The sequence below is a fragment of the uncultured Aquimonas sp. genome (assembly GCF_937888285.1).
Classification (GTDB): Bacteria; Pseudomonadota; Gammaproteobacteria; order Xanthomonadales; family Xanthomonadaceae; genus Aquimonas.
In genome coordinates this window covers 25,225-40,802 of record NZ_CALART010000050.1, presented here as the reverse complement: position 1 = coordinate 40,802, position 15,578 = coordinate 25,225, and the positions used below count along the sequence as shown (strand labels likewise).

Genomic DNA, 15,578 nt, shown 5'->3' with positions numbered 1-15,578 from the left:
CCAGCCTCCACGCACGCTTAGCGTGCTTTATTTTCCGTTTTCTGAGACGACCCCTAGGAGCAGTAGACACAGCAGTCCCCGAGTTTGGGCCTCAGCACCGCGCGGCACTGCTCGCATTCATAGAACCACTGGCAGGCGTCGGTGGGCATCGCTTCTGTCTTGGCATGGCCGCAGTGCGGGCAGGTCAGGGTCGAGTCCAGCAATACTGCGTCAGCCCTCGCGTTCACTTCGCATTCCCGAACACCGTCGATGGATAACCCGCGTCCCTGGTCGCGCGTGCCAGCGCCTCCACATTGGTCTTCGCGTCGTCGAAGCTGACGATGGCCTGCCGCTTGCCGAAGTCCACCTCGGCCCGGCTGACGCCCTCGACCTTGCCCAGCGCCTTCTTCACGGTGATCGGGCAGACCAGGCAATCCATCGTGGGCAAGGACAAGGTGACGGTGCGCGGGGCGCTCCACGCCGACGACGCCAGCAGGCCAGACAGGACCAGGGCCAGGCACTTGTTCATGACGACTTCTCCCTTCAATCAATAGAACCAAGGCGCCAACCAGAGGAAGGCCAGCGCCACTGCGACCAGCAGCGCAACGACCAAGAACATCAACCGGTAGCCGCGCCGAACGCGCGGCACCGCACACACCTCGCCCGGCGCACAGGCCGCCGCGGGCCGCCAGATGCGCCGTGCGGCCAGCAACAAGGCACCCAGCGCCACAGTGATGAACAAGGGCCGCCAGGGCTCCAGCGCCGTCAGGTTGCCGATCCAGGCACCCGAGACCCCCAGGCCCAGCAGCACCAATGGGCCGATACAGCAACTCGAGGCCAGCAGGGCCGCCAGCGCGCCGGCCAGCAAAGGGCCGCGCTCACCACCTGATCGGGAAGAGGAAGTCGCCGTGGCGCCGGAACTCGAATCCATGCAGGCAGCATACTTCCGTACCTGAGTACGGAGTCAAGCACCATGTCCGAACCCACCGACAAACTGACTATCGGCGCGCTGGCCGCTGCGGCCGGCGTAAACGTTGAGACGATTCGCTTCTACCAGCGCCGTGGCCTTCTCGGCGAGCCCGAGCGGCCGCACCGAAGTGTGCGGCGCTACGGCCCAGACGACGCGGCGCGCGTTCGCTTCATCAAGTCCGCCCAACGCATCGGCTTCAGCCTGGACGAAGTCGCGCAACTGCTGCAACTTGATGACGGCACACGCTGCGCTCAGGCGCGCGAGATCGCTGCGCACCGGCTGCTGGACGTGCGACAGCGGCTGGCCGACCTGCAGCGCATCGAAGAGGTGCTGGCGGCGCTGGTGGCGCGCTGCGAAGGCGCTCGCGGCCGTGTTGCCTGTCCGCTGATCGCGTCGTTGCAGGCGGCTGCGTGACGGAGCCTCGAATTTCGAGCGCCAAGCGACCTCCTGACAACCCTCGTTCACTTCGCCGCCTGGACGTCGGTCACGACGAAGCCCGATGCAGCCTTCTCGACGAGGAAGCGGACCTTGTCGCCGGGGTCGACCGTGTCGAGCGGGGCGGTGTCCTTCACCTGGAAGACCGTGGTCATCGGGGGCATGTCTAGGCTTTTGAAATGTCTATGCTTGATCGTGAGCTTCTTCGCGTCATTGTCGACCTCGCGGATCTCCCCCTCGGGCCATGTCGGCAGCCGACGCGGCTGCGGCAGGATGGTGGCGGTTCGAAGCGGGCGCCGGGAGCGATGTCGCCGCCAGCGCCATCCTCCAGGACCATCCCTTAGAGACCAGGCGCGAGTTCCTGGATCGCTCCTGCGTGGTGCAGGATGGCGCGGTGCTCACAGTGACCTTGCAGACCCTGTACGCAGATCCGTCTAGCAATAACGATGCAAAAAGCTTGCGTCGCGATCGGTGACGCAACTAGTCGAACCATGAACGGTGAATCACTCTGACCATCTGACCCATGCGGACCTCAGTTAACCTTCCAACCCCACTTCGAGAAGATGGCGGCCCCCGCCGGCGACTGCAGAAACTCCACGAACTTCTGTGCCTGCGGCTTGTCCTTGCCGCGGGTGGTGATCGCGATGGCGGCGTCCCTGTACACGGCGTAGTCGGCGGAGATCTCCACCACATCGGCCAGCGTCGGGCTCGTGACTTGCCAGATGTTCCAGATCAGCCACACGTCGATCGAGGAGTCCGCCACCCACGTGGCCCTGGCCTCGGCACTGTTGCGGGCGTACGAAGCGATGTTGGCGCGAATCGCCTTGACCGTGCGGATGTCGCCTTTGCGCCCGGCGGCGTCCTCCCAGGCGCCGTTCTGCCCGGCACCGTTGACGACCAGGATCGACATCCCGGGCCGCTGCAGATCCTCGAAGCTGCGGATCTTGCGCGGATTGCCCGGACGCACCAGCATGGCCAGCGGCCGCAGGTACAAGGGCGTGACCTCGCGGTGCGACAGCTGCGGCTCCAGCGCAGTGACGAAGTCGGTCATCATGGTCTCCGAGCCGCTGTAGACAAGGTCGGAATCGACCTTGGCCTGCGCCAGCCACTGCGGGGTCGGGCCTGCGACGACCTCGATCTTGGCGCCACCGGCGCGTTCGAGGGCGGCGGCTGCCTCCTTCATGGCGGGAGCCGGCCCGCCAGGGCCGTACATGTGAAGCGTCTGGGCCAAGGCGCCGCCGGCAGCCAGCAGCGCGATGGCACCGCCGCCGAGCAAGCGGACGAGATGGCTTCGAAGAGAGACAGGGTTCATGAGAATCACCAGGTGAGAGGGCTCGGACTGCGTTCGGCAGTGCTAAAGGCCCTGCCGCATGCCACGGCGGGCATGTGAACGTCAACACGCCCGCGCCGAGGTTTATTCCATCGTGGTGACGCTGGCCGTAGGCCGCCGGTCAGAAAGGAATCTCTTGTCGACGGAATAGCCGGCACCCCTGCCGTGTTTATTCGACTGCAAGCCCCTCTCAACGTCTCCAATGGAGGTTCCATGATTCGCAGACTGACCCTGTCCCTCTTTACCGTCGCAGCCATTCTGGCCGCCGGTTGCGCCAGCACGATGTCGGCCAGCCCGGCCAAGACGGCTGATGGAGTGCTCGTCGGCGCCAACGGCATGACGCTGTACACCTTCGACAAGGACGCCGCCGGCTCCGGCAAGAGCGTGTGCAACGGCACTTGTGCGCAGAACTGGCCCCCGCTGGCAGCGGCAGCGGGCGCGGCTGCCAGCGGCGATTGGGCGGTGATCGCACGCGACGACGGCAGCAAGCAGTGGGCCTACAAGGGCAAGCCGGTGTACTTCTGGGCCAAGGACCAGAAGCCCGGGGACCGCACCGGCGACGGCGTCAACGGCGTATGGCGCCTGGCCAGGCCCTGAAGCCGACCGCGGCTGACGCCCCATGTCCGTCGAGCAGACGCTGGCCCATATCCCGCATCTGCGGCGCTACGCCAGGCTGCTGACGGGTGATGCCTCACGCGCCGACGATCTGGTGCAGGACACGCTGGAGCGGGCCTGCGTCAAGTGGGCGCTGTGGCAGCCGGGAACGGCCCTGCGTTCCTGGCTGCTCACGCTGATGCACAACCTCTTTCTCAACCAGCGACGCGATTGGCGTCACGACGATGCCCATGCTTCGCTGGACGACGTGGTCGAGGCGTCGCACGAGCCTTTCATCCAGGTGGGCGAACAGATGGACATGCGCAAGGCGCTGGCGCGCATGTCGCCGGCCCTGACGACCCCCATGCCAGCGTCAGCGATGTCGAGCTGCACGCTTTGGTCGATGGCCAACTCGACGCGACGCGCATTCCCGCGGTCCTCGATTGGCTGCGCATGCATCCCGACGACGCTTTGCGTGTGGCGCAGTGGCAAGCACAGCGGCTGCAACTGCGCCAGTTGCACCGCAGCCTCGAGGTCGGCGAGACGCCGGCGGCACTGACACGTGTCGTCACACAGGCGCAGCGTCGGCTCCCGTGGAAGCATGCGGCGGCGGCAGCCGTGATGCTGGGCGTGGGCCTGGTGAGCGGCCTGATCGGTGGGCGCCTGATCCCCGATGGCGCGGGCGACGCTTCGCTGCGGATCGCGACCGCTGAACCTGCATTCGCGCGCGACGCGGTGATCGCCCACGCGGTGTACACGCCCGAGGTGCGGCATCCGGTGGAAGTCACGGCCGCCGACGAGTCCCATCTGGTGCAGTGGTTGACGCGCAGACTCGGCACGCCGCTGAAGGCGCCAACCTTGCAGGCGCAGGGATTCCGACTTTTGGGAGGGCGGCTGCTGCCCGGCCCGCACAGTCCGCGCGCCCAGTTCATGTACGAGGACACGGCCGGCCACCGGGTGACGCTGTACGTGACCGTCTTCGACGAAGGCCAGATACCGGGCGAAACAGCGTTCCGGTCCGCTCGCGATGGTGCCTTGGAGTCGTTCTACTGGATCGAAGGCCGCATGGGCTATGCCTTCAGCGGCGAACTGCCAGCGGCCAGCGCGATGGCCCTGGCTCGCGAGGTCTATCGCCAGTTGACGCCTTGAGCCTGCGACACAGGCCCACGACCTGGAACCGGCCGACAACCCTTGCGACGTCGATCGCGCTGGGGGCGCCTCGTGCGCAGGGAATAGATCCCAGGTCCGCGGTGTTTAGCGCACAGGACCGGGTTGGAAGAACCCGGTTCAACCCGCGCCAGCGACGCAGCCATCGCGGCGACTGGCAACACCCCAACGAGGATCCATCCATGCATGCCATCACAGCCCGCTTCCTTCTGCCCTTGTCGCTGGCCCTCGCAGCTGCCGGCACCTACGCGGCACCCGCCGAGGTCATCCTGAAGTTCAACGGGGCCATCGGCGTGGACCCGCTCACCTCAGCCGGTGGCGCCGACGTATCCAACGTCGTGCGCGGCGTCAGCCCGGGTGGCCGCGCCTGGGTGATCCGCAAGCTGGACGCCAAAGTCTGCAGCGACGCCACTGTCGACATCCGCGGCAAGGGGCTGCTGTTTTCCAGCGGGGATGTCATCGCCACCCGCGGGCCGGTCACCCACGTGGCTGCGACGCTGGCTTGCGGCGCTGCCGATGCCACGGCGCTGAAGGTCAGCACGGCTCCGGCCGAATTGAATGCCGCGGGCAACTTCACCATCCGTGGCCCGCTGCTGGACGGCGTGAACACTGCCGTCCTGCCGGCCACCTGTGACAACCCGCAGTTGTTGATCCGCGGCGTCAACTCGACAACCGGAGTCATCGGCGGCTGGTTTGCTGCAGGAATTCTCGACTCGGACGACTGAGGGCGGAGCCCTGCCGTGAAGCGGGGGCTCCGGGTTTGGCAGCCCACCGTGTCCAGGTGGACGGCCTGATCCGGACCTTTTGCCTCGGCGTAGTCCCCTCACGCAGGGGCATCTTTGTCGCCTCTGGATCAGCTTCCACGCAACCGTCGCGCACTGGCTGGCGCAAGTGCGACGCAACGGCATCAGTACTTGTAGCGGCCAGGCACGGTGGTTCTGCAGGCGGGTGCGGGCGAGCTTTGGCCGATCCTTCGGAACGTGGCGGCCAATGTCGCCTCAAGCACGGCCGCAGACGCATCGTCGGTGTCGCCGCCACGATTCACTCCATCCGCGCACCGCTGGGCGAGGTCGCCGCCGCCCTGGCCTTTGGCGCTCTGACCGCGTTGCTGATGCTGCCGCGCGCATCCGCTTGGCGTCGGACGCTTCCCAGCAGCCGAACTTGGCGCGCCACTTGTAGAACGTGGCGCCAGAGAACCCGCTCTCGCGGCAGGTCGTCTCCACGGCCAAGCCGGCTTCCGCCTGTGCGTCTTCCAGACTCAGCGATTCAACTGCTCCCGCAGCAGCGTCAACACGGACGCGGCAATCTCATTGGGACGCTCCTGCGCAGTACGTCTCTGCGAACGCGCAAGGGCCAGCAAAGGGTCACGCTTGGCCAACTCGTCGAGCAGTTTGTCGGCGCGCTCACGGACCTGTTGCAAATGCTGTTCGCGGCGAAGTTTCTCTTTGCGCTGGGACTTGTCGGTCATTCTGCATCTCCCGGAGCGGGCCTTGGCATCGTCGCCTGACGGTTTCGAAAGAAGTGCGTGTTGAGTTCTGGTTTGAAGTAGTGCTTGCGATCGACCCAGATGAATCCGTCACCCTTGGTGATGACGGCGACGTCCACCGGTCCACCGACTGTCTCGTCTTCGATCATCGACACTCGCTTCTGGAAGGAGCTCAGGTTGACCAGCGTCGAGGCTACATGCGCGAGCTCGTTCTTCGGCAAATGTGCGATCGAAGCCAGGACCGGCTCATAGTGCCGCGCCTTCAGCAGGTCCTGGAACTGCTCCACCAAATCGGCAGCAGCATCGGTGGCCACGTTGGCCACTGTGGCTCGGTACGCTTCCTTGCGCTTCTTTCCGGCACCCGGGAAGCCGTCGATGATCTCGTCAGGCAGGCCCAGGACGGTTTCTAGGACTGCCTTCGCGAAGTCCAGGTACAGCTGTGGATTGACACCATAGAGAAATGCCTCCACGGTGACCGACTGCGCGAAGGGCTTGATGACTGCCGGATGGTCGACGTCGACACGCAACGTTTCATCGAGAACGTACTTCAGGTGTCCCTCGAACACGCCGCCGACCTTGTAGGACTGCAAGACTGGGAAGAACTGCTTCTCGCCGAAACCCGCCAACACCAGACCCGAGTAGGTGTCCGTCACCATCTTCTGCTTTTGAATCACCAGTCGGGCCAGCCGAGTCAGGGACTGCACCTCGCTGGCGCCGAGGTATGAGAAGTTCTCGCTGACCAGGCGATTGATCTCACCGGAGAGCCGCGTCGCGAAAGTCATAGCCGTGGTCGACGGAAAGGTCGCTGCATCCAGGTCCGGGCTCGCATCCCATTCTTCGAAGACACGAGCGATGCAAGGCGCCGCCGCCTCTCGCAGCGCGTTGTGACCATCATCAGCACCGTCAGCGAAGTACTTCTCCAGCGCATCCCGCCGAACGTCGCGATCGATCTCCTTGAAGAGCACACCCAACGTATGGAGAAACATCACCTTCTGAACGTCCTCTGGAAACATACCGTGACTGCGGTTTAAGTACGCAATCAGCGCTGCGGCGTATTCTTCCAGCGTGTCGTAAGCCACATCGCCCAGTTCTTTCCGGAAGGACTTGACGATGGTCTCCCACGGAACCTGAAGCAGCGACGAACTGTTGTAGACCATGACCGCGACCGGTCGCACATTCGACAGCATGAACAGCTTGTCAGCGTGGTACAGCTTTGTTCTGCCCCCAACAAGGACGCTGGCTGCGCTGTCGCTGGCCAGGGCCACGCCCAATCGATTCATCACGACGACTTCTGCGGTCACTGCCTCCCCCTTCCTGTACTCGCGCTACGCCTCAGCCGCGCGAGCCCCCGGTTTGTCGCTTCCGATTTGGCTTGGGACTGCTCAGTCGAGTCTTCAACAGTTCGACGGCCAGCGCTTCGACCTCCTCCTGGCTCGGTGATTTTCCCGCAGCGAACGCTGCGGCGAGATTCGGCGAGACTTCCGGGCGAGCCGTGACCAGGCGCTTCAGATAGTCCATCAAAGGTCCGGGGCCACGAGCACTCCTGCCACTCTTTCGTGGCTGCGCAGCAGTGTCCCGGTCATTGCGCGAGGCCAGGCTTCGCCTGGCGATCTCTTGCACTTGCAGAGCAGCCACCGCCAAGCTCCCCGCGGGGGCCGACAACAAGTCGTCGGCATCAGCCGTCAGGATCATGGCCTCCATAGCGTCGATCAGTTGCTCCGGATGTCGTGTCTTGATCATCATGGCCTCATGCTTCAGTAGGGAGCAAGTAGTTGGTCAGGCGCCGGCGGATGCGACGCAGTGTGCTGGCATAGGTCGTTGGGTCCAACCCGAGTTGCGCTTGCACCTCGCCGGCCGAATCGCCACGGGCCAACCCCTCCAGGACAGAAAGTCCGATCGCGTCCTCCGCGAACAGCGCTTCGATTTCGATCAGCATCTGGCGGCCGGCCATCTCACGCTCCGGCGTGATGTCCGTTCTGGCCACCACATTGACAGTTCCATGGTCGTCCCCGAACTCATGTTCCGTGAGCGCACCGAACTCGACCATGTCCGCTTGCCTGGTTTCCGAGGCAATACTGCGCATGCTCTGGGCAATGAAGGCCACAAAGGGCACGTCGCGCGGCCAGCGACGGCGACCATCCAGGACCCGGATGAACGCTTCATGGAGCAGGTCCTGCCACTCCAGTCCAACCGCCCCCAAGCAGCGCAGGCGCGCCAGCTGGGCCAAGCGCGCGGAGTCGGCTGAGGAAAGCCGCTCCATGACTGCAGCCACCTCATCGATGGAGACGAAACCCGAAGCAGCTTCGGTGACGGTGGGCGGATTCACGAGACTGTATGCGCGCGACGGTCACGGGTTCGGACATCTGAGGCAAGATTCTCCTGCAGATGTCCGAGCAGTCCTGGCTTGTGCGCATGTGTTGGTAGGTGCCAGGGCGGCGCCAGACTGAAAGAGGCTACACCATGAACACCAACGAAACCCAGGCACCCGAGTCCGGCGCGGAAGACGATGATCGCCGCAAGCGCGAATACCGCGTGATGATCGACAAGATCCTGTACGTCTTGACCGAACCCGTCGTGACCGGCCGCCAGTTGCTTGCCCAGGCGGGGAAGGTACCGCCCGAGCAGTTCGCGATCTACATCAAGCTGCCCGGGACGCAGCCCAAGCGGGTTGGCCTGGACGAACCGGTCGACTTGCGTGCGCCTGGCGTCGAGCGCTTCGTGACGCTCCCCCTGGACCAGACCGAGGGGCTGGATGCGCCGCGCCGCCAGTTCTCGTTGCCTGCGGAGGATCAGGATTGGCTAGACGGACTGGGGCTGAATTTCGAGCTGGTGGCGGATCCTGGCCAACGCCGGGTGATCGTGCACGGTCTGCCCGTTCCCGCCGGATACACGGTGCCCAGCGTCTCGGTGAGCGTCCGCATCGAGCCTGGCTACCCTGACGTGCAGATCGACATGGCCTACTTCCGGCCCGCCTTGGTCCTCGCGTCGGGCCGGCAGATCAATGCCATCTGCGATGAACCCTTCGACGGCACGGTCTGGCAACGCTGGAGCCGTCACCGCACGCCCATGAACCCCTGGCGTCCTGGAATCGACAGTCTCAGCACGCATTTCGCCCTGATCCAGGAGTGGCTCGAGCGGGAAGCGAACAAGGCCTGATCATGTCAGCCTCCCTGACCCTGACCGCACGGCAGCGCGCGGAGTTGGCGCGCCATTTGTTGCCCGAAGACGGGTGCGAGGCTGTCGCCATCCTTCTGTGTGGGATGGCACGCGGCGGCAATCCCCTGCGACTTCTGGTGCGCCAGGTTCACCTGATTCCCCACGAAGCTTGCGACCGGCGGCCGGATGCGGTCACGTGGCCCACTGAACTCATCGTGCCCTGGCTCGAAGTCGCCGACAAGCTCGGACTGGCCGTCGTGAAGATCCACGGCCACCGCGGCTACGACCGCTTCTCGCAGACGGACGATGAGTCTGACCGGTTGCTCTTTCCGTCTCTGTATGCCTGGGTCGATCGCGCTCCCGTGCACGCCAGCGCGATCCTGATGGATGACGGCCGGCTGTTCGGCAGGGTCGTTAGCGAAGACGGGCAGTTCCAGCCGCTGCAAGCCGTCCATGTCATCGGCGACGACATCGAGCGATTTGATGGCGGCGGCGGGGCAGCCGCTGTACCCGAGCACGGTCGCCGGATCGCCCAGACCTTCGGTGGCGGGACCTTCGAGCGGCTCCGCCGGCTCAAGGTCGGGGTTGTCGGTTGTTCGGGAACGGGCAGTCCGGTGATCGAGCAGCTGGCGCGCAATTGCATCGGCTCACTGGTGCTGGTGGATCCGGACCATGTCGAGGACAAGAACCTGAACCGGATCGCCAACACAACGCGGGACGATGCCGAGCATGGGCGACTCAAGGTCGATGTCGCCGCACGTGCGATCGCGGCGATGGGCTTGGGAACCACCGTGCAGACGCTTGCATCCACACTGTTCGACCCCGTCGTCGTGCGCGAGCTCGCCAGCTGTGACGTGCTGTTCGGCTGCATGGACACCATCGACGGCAGACACCTACTCAACAAGCTCGCCACCTTCTACCTGATCCCGTATTTCGATCTCGGCGTCAAGATTGAAGCCGACGGGATGGGCGGTGTGAACCAGGTGTGCGGCTCGGTGCACTACCTGCAACCGGGCGGATCGAGCCTGCTGAGTCGACACGTGTACTCGCTCGAGCAGGTACGTGCGGCAGGGATGATGCGAACCGACCCTCAGCAGTACCAGCGCCTGCTCGACGAGGGCTATCTCCGTGGAGTCCAGGAAGATCGCCCTGCCGTCGTTCAGCTAAACACTCTCATCGCCAGCCTGGCGGTCAACGAGTTCCTTGCTCGTCTGCATCCATACCGACTGGATCCAAACGCCGAGCATTCGGTGACCCGGATCAGCCTCAGCCATGGGATTTTCGAGCACGAGGCGGACGGCCAGCCGTGTCCTGTTCTCTCGCGACATGCTGGAAGGGGCGACGTCGAGCCGCTGCTGGACTGGCCCGAACTGAGCGGTGGTGCATGAGCTGGAAGCTCGCCCTCCCCTCCTGGATCCGGCGGCTCACGCTGGGGACCGCGCGCTATCGGTGGGAACGCGTCGAAGACACCCCCGACGAACCATCACCGGGCGTGGTCTACCTCATCGGCGACGGGCCCGAGGCCTGGTCCGCGGCGATGGTCTGCCCTTGCGGGTGTCAAGCGTTGGTGTCACTGAGCCTGATTCCGACCGACAGGCCTCGCTGGAAAGCCAACGTCAACCCGGCCGGGGAGATCTCGCTGCATCCGTCGGTGTGGCGCAAGCGCGGATGTCGCAGCCACTACAGCGTCATCCGCGGCCGGATCGTATGGGCGCGCGGTCGAGCCCGCGCGCCGGACTGACCCGGCGCGCTCGCAACTCGACTTGACTCTCGAATCAGCTGAAGTAGTCGCGCCAGGCCATGCGCACCATGCCTGAGGGCGTACTGCCGTCGTCCGGCGCAATCAGCACGGGCGCGTCATCGGCGAGCGTCGGCCTGGCCCTCGACTCCCAGTCATCGACGAACGCGCGGCTGAAGTAGCCGGCAACCTCGCGGTCGTGCACGATCAAGCCGGCGTCGCGGTTGCGCAGCACGCCGTCTGCGGACCAGTTGGCACTGCTGACCAGCACCGACTCGCCGTCGAGCACGATGCCTTTGTTGTGCACGTTGCTCTGCACGCGAAACACGGCCTCGTTGAATCCGGCCTCCGCCAGTCGCCGGACCTTGTCGGCGGCACCGTTGTTGCCGACGATGATGCGCATGTCCAGACCCGGCTTGTAGCTGAGTTCGGCGAGACTCAGCAGGAGCTGGGTGAAGCGCTCGTCGGAGGGCTTGTCCGAGTAGGTGATGTACGAGAACTGCAGGTAGATCGAGCGGCGAGCCGAGGCCAGCCAATCCACGACGCGTCCCACATAGTTGTCCGGCGTCAGCAGCGGCTGAACCTTGATGCGCCGCGGCACCGACGGCAGCGCTTCCGGCGCGATCGGTTCAACGGTCGCGAGTGCCAGTCCGGATTCAGCAGTCAACGATTCGATCGGAACGAGCACATCGGGGAAGTGCCATCCGCCTTGGACGTCGAGCGCGACGCCCGGCTCGCCTGCCTTCAGGTCGGCCTTGGCCGCCTCGAGGTCATGGCGGATGTAGCGCTCGTACAGCTGGGCCAGAGCTTCATCGTCCACGATGAGATGCCACTCACGATTGCCAGCGGAGTACATGCCATTGGCCGTGGTGGGGTCGCCAATCGGATCGATGTCTGGTTGGCTACGCTTGCTCCAGTTGCCGCTGGACAGCCAGAACGACGCATGGTCCCGAACGGCCACCTTCGCATGGTAGGCGGATGCGAAGCGGCGCCCCGACCCGCACTGGATGATCGCGCCGTCCAGGCGGCTCTTCAGGCGCTGTCTGAGTTGGGCACGGATCTCGGTTTCCGGCGCGGTCATGCTGTCGTCCCAGGTCAGCGCTGCCTCAATGTCTCCGTCTCGAATGGTGTCGATGAAGGTCTTGGCGATGTAGGCCGCATTGAAGTCGTACATCGCGACGGTCAATGACGATCGGGTGGCTTCCAGGAATGGCTTCAAGACCGGCCAACCCGCGTCTGGACCGAGGTGACAGAGCAATGAGCTTTCCACTTGGTGTTCGACGTCGATCGGATCGCCCTCGATGCCCTCGTACGACAGGCTGCCGGCATCCGCTGCCAGGTCGATCTCGGAGCCTTCGGCTGCAAGCTTGGCTCCAAGCTGGCGCCAGGGATCGGCCTGCATGACTGCGACACGATAGGGCCCGAGCTGACGCGGGACCCGATCCTCGAGCAGCATTTCGGTCGGGGGCTTCTTGTGGGACACGAAGACCAGGATCGCCGGCTCGCGCAGGATGCTTCCGTCGACGATCGGAAAGCCAGGCTCGACGCCCACCAAACCGGGCAGCATCTTCAGCTCAGGCAGATGGGCGTCGATGACGGCCTTGACGGCGGTCCTGGACGACGCATCAAGTGTTCGCATGCGGATGCCCTCCCAAGTTCATGTCGCGCGCGGCGCCGAAGTTCGAGCGTTCAGGGCACCGTGGATCGGCCGAAACGGCCAAGGCAAATGCGCCAGTCCCTGACGCATGGCTCGTCGGCGACGACCCGCAGACAACCCCTTCAGCGAATGCCGGGGAGACTCTTGGAAATGGAGACCGACTCGACGGCCGGATCGGACTCGATTCGCTGCAGCGCGGAGGCAGGGACCTCGGTCGAGAACATCGCTGCGGAGATCTCGCCGCGCGGGACCAGATAGCTGGGCCGAGCGAACCCCTGCCGCAGCTTGACGAGCACGACCATCTTCTCGTCCTCGGACGGCCGACGCGACTGCATGGATGCCGACGGCGTCTCGAGTTTGCGCAGCTTGGACAGGTCGATTGCCATGATTCGCCAGGTGGGGCCCCGTCGTACGGATACAAGCTGGCAGGCCAAGTTGCTCCTAATAGGGCAAGTTCAGCATAGCGCAAACCCCAAGACGCGTCCATGGCGCTCGCTTGGCGTCAGATCGCACTCGCCGAGGCGCGCCCAGCACCGTAGCGCGGATCCCAGGCTCCCGCCGCTGGCGGCAGTTGCTCCGCCCCGGCGGCCAGTTTGGCGCGGATGTCGTTGATCGACAGTTGAACCCCTTTGCGCGCAGCTTCGGACAACATCAGCGCGATCAGGCCAGTGACCGCAGGGGCCGCCATGCTGGTTCCGGATTTTCGGACGACGCCTGTTCCGGTGCGCGAGTGCGCTGCGATCACGAAGCCGCCCGGCGCGGAAACCTCTGGCTTCTCGCGTCCATCCCGGGTCGGTCCCGACGAAGAGAAGCTGGAGATCGGGAACGACGTCTTGTGCGCGTCGTACGACCCCACCACGATCGACAGCCGACCGGTCGATATCGACCCCAAGGTGTGTGTCGGCACGGGTCGCGCGAACGATGACTGCGCCGAATCCAGGCGCTCGACCCACGCGTGGTAGTCGACCGCGTCGCCACCCATAGAGCGCAACCGGATCGTCCAATCGCCACCGGGCAGACCTGGCGCCAAGTAGATGCCCAACACGTTGTCGCCGTTGTTCGGCTCAGCGAGGCGGCTGCTGGCAAAGACGGCCAGCTTTCCCTGCTCATCGGTGATTTCCGCCGTGTTCCCCGGCTGAAGCGCATCCAGCACGACGGTTCCGTCGGGCCCGATCAAGCTGACCTCGAGCCGCTTGGCTCCGGAGAACCAGACCTCAGCCTCGCCGCCAACCAGATCTCGAACCCGCCAGACGAGGTCCTCGACGAGGCCTGTCGCCGGAACCTGGCCCGACGTGTGGATGCCGTCGCCCTGCGAGTTGCTGGCGGCGATGACGACTGCGCGGTTGGGCTTTTCGCTGACCATGGCATCGATACCCTGCTCGACCAACGAGCTCCCATCGTGCGGTCCGCCGTTGGTCCCGAGGCTCAGGTTGACGACACAGGGCCTGTCGCCGGCGAGGTCGAAGATGAACCGAATGGCCTCCAGCATCTGGACCGAATCACCGAACGAGTTCTTCACCACATCGGGTCCCTGCCATGGGATGTCGTTCGCGGACGCCTCGACAAACACCAGGTCGGCCTCCGGCGCCACTCCTACCAGGCCGCTTCCGCGCCCGTTTCCGGCGGCGATGTCCATCACGTGCGTGCCATGGGAGCCGCGCTCGAAAGGCGTATCCGGGCGAGGACCGTACCCGAGCGCGGCGTACGGATCGGATGAATGCAGCGCCGCATCGATCTCTTGCTGGGTATACAAGCGGCCGTAGTTGAAGGGACTGTTGACCTGCGCGACGCCAGCCTGATTCCAGATGGCCAGCAGCCGGGTCTTGCCGTTGGCCTTGCGGAAGTTGCCGTGAGCGAAGTCGCCACCAAAGTCGACGATTCCGACCACCGTACCCACGCCCCCCTTCGGCTTGACGTCGGCCGGCAGCAGGTCTGAGCGGACGCGCATCGTGCGGGTCGTCGCTTCCAGCTGGGGCCTGACAAGTTGTGAGGCTTTGAGGCTGCGGACCACGGGCTCGACGCGAACGGCCTCGATCCGGTCGATCGCCACGCGACCGGTCACGATGGCAGAACCGTCGGGCGTCATCCCGAGTTGCGCGCCTGGGAGCACGTCCGGCAGTTCTCGCCACAATGCTGTGTCCGCGACTCTGGCAACAACAGCGACTTCGTTGCTGTTCGCTGAAGTGATCGACAGAGCCTGTTTGCCACGTTGGCGGTTGATCACCGCCAACATTAGCCGCGCATCCATGGTCGCGGGCCTGACGCCGGCCGCACGATGCAGCCTGCCCAAATCACCGCGTTCGATACCGGCGAGTCGGGCCGGCAGTGCCCCCAAGTAGCCTGCTTCGCTTGCTGCGAAGCCGACCAAGCTGCTTGGGGCGGATTCCCCGTTGCTCGCTGCGGCCGCGCTGCTGGCCGGCAAAGCGGCCGGAGGTTCGCCGGTCGCAGCCATCGCTGCGGCGGCAAGTCCACCGGCGTCGACGCCTGGAACGCCAACCCATCTGCCGCCCTTCTTGACCTGCACCGTGGCGAGGTCTGCAAGCGGTTTGTCCTTGGGGGCCTTGTTGGTTCTGGTGAGGAACGAGTCGATCGCAGAACGGCTCAAGCCATCGAGCACGACCCGAGCGTCGTTCCCAAGAGGGAACTTGAGCGCGAACGATGCTGCGGCCGCCCGCGGCGCGACCTGGGGCTCGCCACGGAAGGAGGCTGTCGCCTTCTTGGCAACGCGTTTGGCCGGTGCGGCGCGCTTGGCCAGTGTGGGCTTGGCCGCGGCAGGCTTCTTTGCCTCCTTGGGGGCAGATTTGCGCGAACGTGCCGTTTGTTTGGTCGCCATGCTCCTCCTCCAACCCGCTTCGGCGCTGCGGCCGGTCCCGTCAGCATGCGTCGCACGGAGCTTGTCGATCCGAGCGACTACCCGCCTGTCCCAAGGCTGACGCCCCTCGCGGCCTTGCGGATCCTTTGATCGGATGACGCACCGACATTCTGTCGCAACGAGATGAAGACTCCATTGCCGGGTTCCTGGAACGGCGAAACGAGGCCATAGCAGCCCGGACCCGCGGCACCCTT

General features: G+C 65.0%; 20 protein-coding genes and 1 pseudogene. 8 read left to right on the top strand and 13 right to left on the bottom strand.

Annotated elements, in window-relative coordinates:
- Positions 1 to 53: 53 nt before the first annotated feature.
- The 3 genes from Q0654_RS10885 to merT are packed head-to-tail and all read right to left on the bottom strand — an operon-like array spanning position 54 to position 910.
- Complete coding sequence (locus tag Q0654_RS10885; RefSeq protein ID WP_298853738.1) at positions 54 to 227, bottom strand: GDCCVxC domain-containing (seleno)protein; 174 nt, start codon at positions 225 to 227, stop codon at positions 54 to 56.
- The gene (gene merP, locus Q0654_RS10880; RefSeq protein WP_298853737.1) at positions 224 to 508 is read right to left on the bottom strand and encodes a mercury resistance system periplasmic binding protein MerP; all 285 of its coding nucleotides are present in this window, start codon (positions 506 to 508) and stop codon (positions 224 to 226) included. Before merP ends, Q0654_RS10885 begins: the two co-directional genes overlap by 4 nt.
- Positions 509 to 526: 18 nt before the next feature.
- Complete coding sequence (gene merT, locus Q0654_RS10875) at positions 527 to 910, bottom strand: mercuric ion transporter MerT (protein WP_298853735.1); 384 nt, start codon at positions 908 to 910, stop codon at positions 527 to 529.
- Positions 911 to 952: 42 nt separating this feature from the next.
- Here merT and merR point away from each other — a divergent pair, with 42 nt between their 5' ends.
- Positions 953 to 1,363 (top strand): Hg(II)-responsive transcriptional regulator, encoded by a 411-nt coding sequence (gene merR / locus Q0654_RS10870; RefSeq protein WP_298853734.1) that lies wholly within the window; start codon positions 953 to 955, stop codon positions 1,361 to 1,363.
- A 47-nt stretch (positions 1,364 to 1,410) separates the two neighbouring features.
- Here the strand turns inward: merR and Q0654_RS10865 are convergent, their stop codons facing one another.
- Positions 1,411 to 1,614: a copper-binding protein gene (locus tag Q0654_RS10865; protein WP_298853746.1), complete on the bottom strand. Its 204-nt coding sequence runs from the start codon at positions 1,612 to 1,614 to the stop codon at positions 1,411 to 1,413.
- A 302-nt stretch (positions 1,615 to 1,916) separates the two neighbouring features.
- Positions 1,917 to 2,696: a substrate-binding domain-containing protein gene (locus tag Q0654_RS10860; protein WP_298853744.1), complete on the bottom strand. Its 780-nt coding sequence runs from the start codon at positions 2,694 to 2,696 to the stop codon at positions 1,917 to 1,919.
- Between the two features lie 231 nt (positions 2,697 to 2,927).
- On the opposite strand from Q0654_RS10860, the gene Q0654_RS10855 reads away from it, so the two are divergent.
- From Q0654_RS10855 to Q0654_RS10840, 4 genes are all read left to right on the top strand, one after another.
- Positions 2,928 to 3,311 (top strand): hypothetical protein, encoded by a 384-nt coding sequence (locus Q0654_RS10855; RefSeq protein WP_298853733.1) that lies wholly within the window; start codon positions 2,928 to 2,930, stop codon positions 3,309 to 3,311.
- A gap of 22 nt (positions 3,312 to 3,333) precedes the next feature.
- Positions 3,334 to 3,867 (top strand): RNA polymerase sigma factor, encoded by a 534-nt coding sequence (locus Q0654_RS10850; protein ID WP_298853732.1) that lies wholly within the window; start codon positions 3,334 to 3,336, stop codon positions 3,865 to 3,867.
- Positions 3,762 to 4,457 (top strand): anti-sigma factor, encoded by a 696-nt coding sequence (locus Q0654_RS10845; protein WP_298853731.1) that lies wholly within the window; start codon positions 3,762 to 3,764, stop codon positions 4,455 to 4,457. Before Q0654_RS10850 ends, Q0654_RS10845 begins: the two co-directional genes overlap by 106 nt.
- A 200-nt stretch (positions 4,458 to 4,657) precedes the next feature.
- Complete coding sequence (locus Q0654_RS10840; RefSeq protein ID WP_298853730.1) at positions 4,658 to 5,200, top strand: hypothetical protein; 543 nt, start codon at positions 4,658 to 4,660, stop codon at positions 5,198 to 5,200.
- Between the two features lie 393 nt (positions 5,201 to 5,593).
- Here the strand turns inward: Q0654_RS10840 and Q0654_RS22365 are convergent.
- The 5 genes and pseudogenes from Q0654_RS22365 to Q0654_RS10815 form a co-directional block, all read right to left on the bottom strand.
- A pseudogene (locus Q0654_RS22365) lies at positions 5,594 to 5,737 on the bottom strand (transposase); the annotation flags it as partial.
- Positions 5,734 to 5,943 (bottom strand): hypothetical protein, encoded by a 210-nt coding sequence (locus Q0654_RS10830; RefSeq protein WP_176071482.1) that lies wholly within the window; start codon positions 5,941 to 5,943, stop codon positions 5,734 to 5,736. The gene Q0654_RS10830 and the pseudogene Q0654_RS22365, both read right to left, overlap by 4 nt.
- The gene (locus tag Q0654_RS10825; protein ID WP_298853728.1) at positions 5,940 to 7,262 is read right to left on the bottom strand and encodes a hypothetical protein; all 1,323 of its coding nucleotides are present in this window, start codon (positions 7,260 to 7,262) and stop codon (positions 5,940 to 5,942) included. The genes Q0654_RS10830 and Q0654_RS10825 overlap by 4 nt, the downstream gene beginning before the upstream one ends.
- 31 nt (positions 7,263 to 7,293) lie before the next feature.
- Entirely contained in the window at positions 7,294 to 7,704 is a 411-nt protein-coding gene (locus Q0654_RS10820; RefSeq protein WP_176071484.1) for a hypothetical protein, read from the bottom strand.
- A gap of 4 nt (positions 7,705 to 7,708) precedes the next feature.
- Positions 7,709 to 8,287, bottom strand: coding sequence for a hypothetical protein (locus Q0654_RS10815; protein WP_176071485.1), 579 nt, complete (start codon positions 8,285 to 8,287; stop codon positions 7,709 to 7,711).
- A 134-nt stretch (positions 8,288 to 8,421) separates the two neighbouring features.
- On the opposite strand from Q0654_RS10815, the gene Q0654_RS10810 reads away from it, so the two are divergent.
- Genes Q0654_RS10810 through Q0654_RS10800 form a run of 3 tightly spaced genes read left to right on the top strand, consistent with a single transcriptional unit; the run spans position 8,422 to position 10,858 of the window.
- Positions 8,422 to 9,117, top strand: a complete 696-nt coding sequence (locus tag Q0654_RS10810) for a multiubiquitin domain-containing protein (RefSeq protein WP_176071486.1) — start codon at positions 8,422 to 8,424, stop codon at positions 9,115 to 9,117.
- Between the two features lie 2 nt (positions 9,118 to 9,119).
- Entirely contained in the window at positions 9,120 to 10,505 is a 1,386-nt protein-coding gene (locus Q0654_RS10805) for a ThiF family adenylyltransferase (RefSeq protein ID WP_298853724.1), read from the top strand.
- Positions 10,502 to 10,858, top strand: coding sequence for a DUF6527 family protein (locus Q0654_RS10800; protein ID WP_176071488.1), 357 nt, complete (start codon positions 10,502 to 10,504; stop codon positions 10,856 to 10,858). Before Q0654_RS10805 ends, Q0654_RS10800 begins: the two co-directional genes overlap by 4 nt.
- Before the next feature lie 34 nt (positions 10,859 to 10,892).
- On the opposite strand, the gene Q0654_RS10795 is transcribed toward Q0654_RS10800, so the two are convergent.
- The 3 genes from Q0654_RS10795 to Q0654_RS10785 form a co-directional block, all read right to left on the bottom strand.
- The gene (locus tag Q0654_RS10795) at positions 10,893 to 12,494 is read right to left on the bottom strand and encodes a phospholipase D-like domain-containing protein (RefSeq protein ID WP_176071489.1); all 1,602 of its coding nucleotides are present in this window, start codon (positions 12,492 to 12,494) and stop codon (positions 10,893 to 10,895) included.
- A gap of 140 nt (positions 12,495 to 12,634) precedes the next feature.
- Complete coding sequence (locus Q0654_RS10790) at positions 12,635 to 12,898, bottom strand: hypothetical protein (RefSeq protein WP_176071490.1); 264 nt, start codon at positions 12,896 to 12,898, stop codon at positions 12,635 to 12,637.
- 116 nt (positions 12,899 to 13,014) lie between these two features.
- The gene (locus Q0654_RS10785) at positions 13,015 to 15,345 is read right to left on the bottom strand and encodes a S8 family serine peptidase (protein ID WP_298853714.1); all 2,331 of its coding nucleotides are present in this window, start codon (positions 15,343 to 15,345) and stop codon (positions 13,015 to 13,017) included.
- Positions 15,346 to 15,578: the final 233 nt, after the last annotated feature.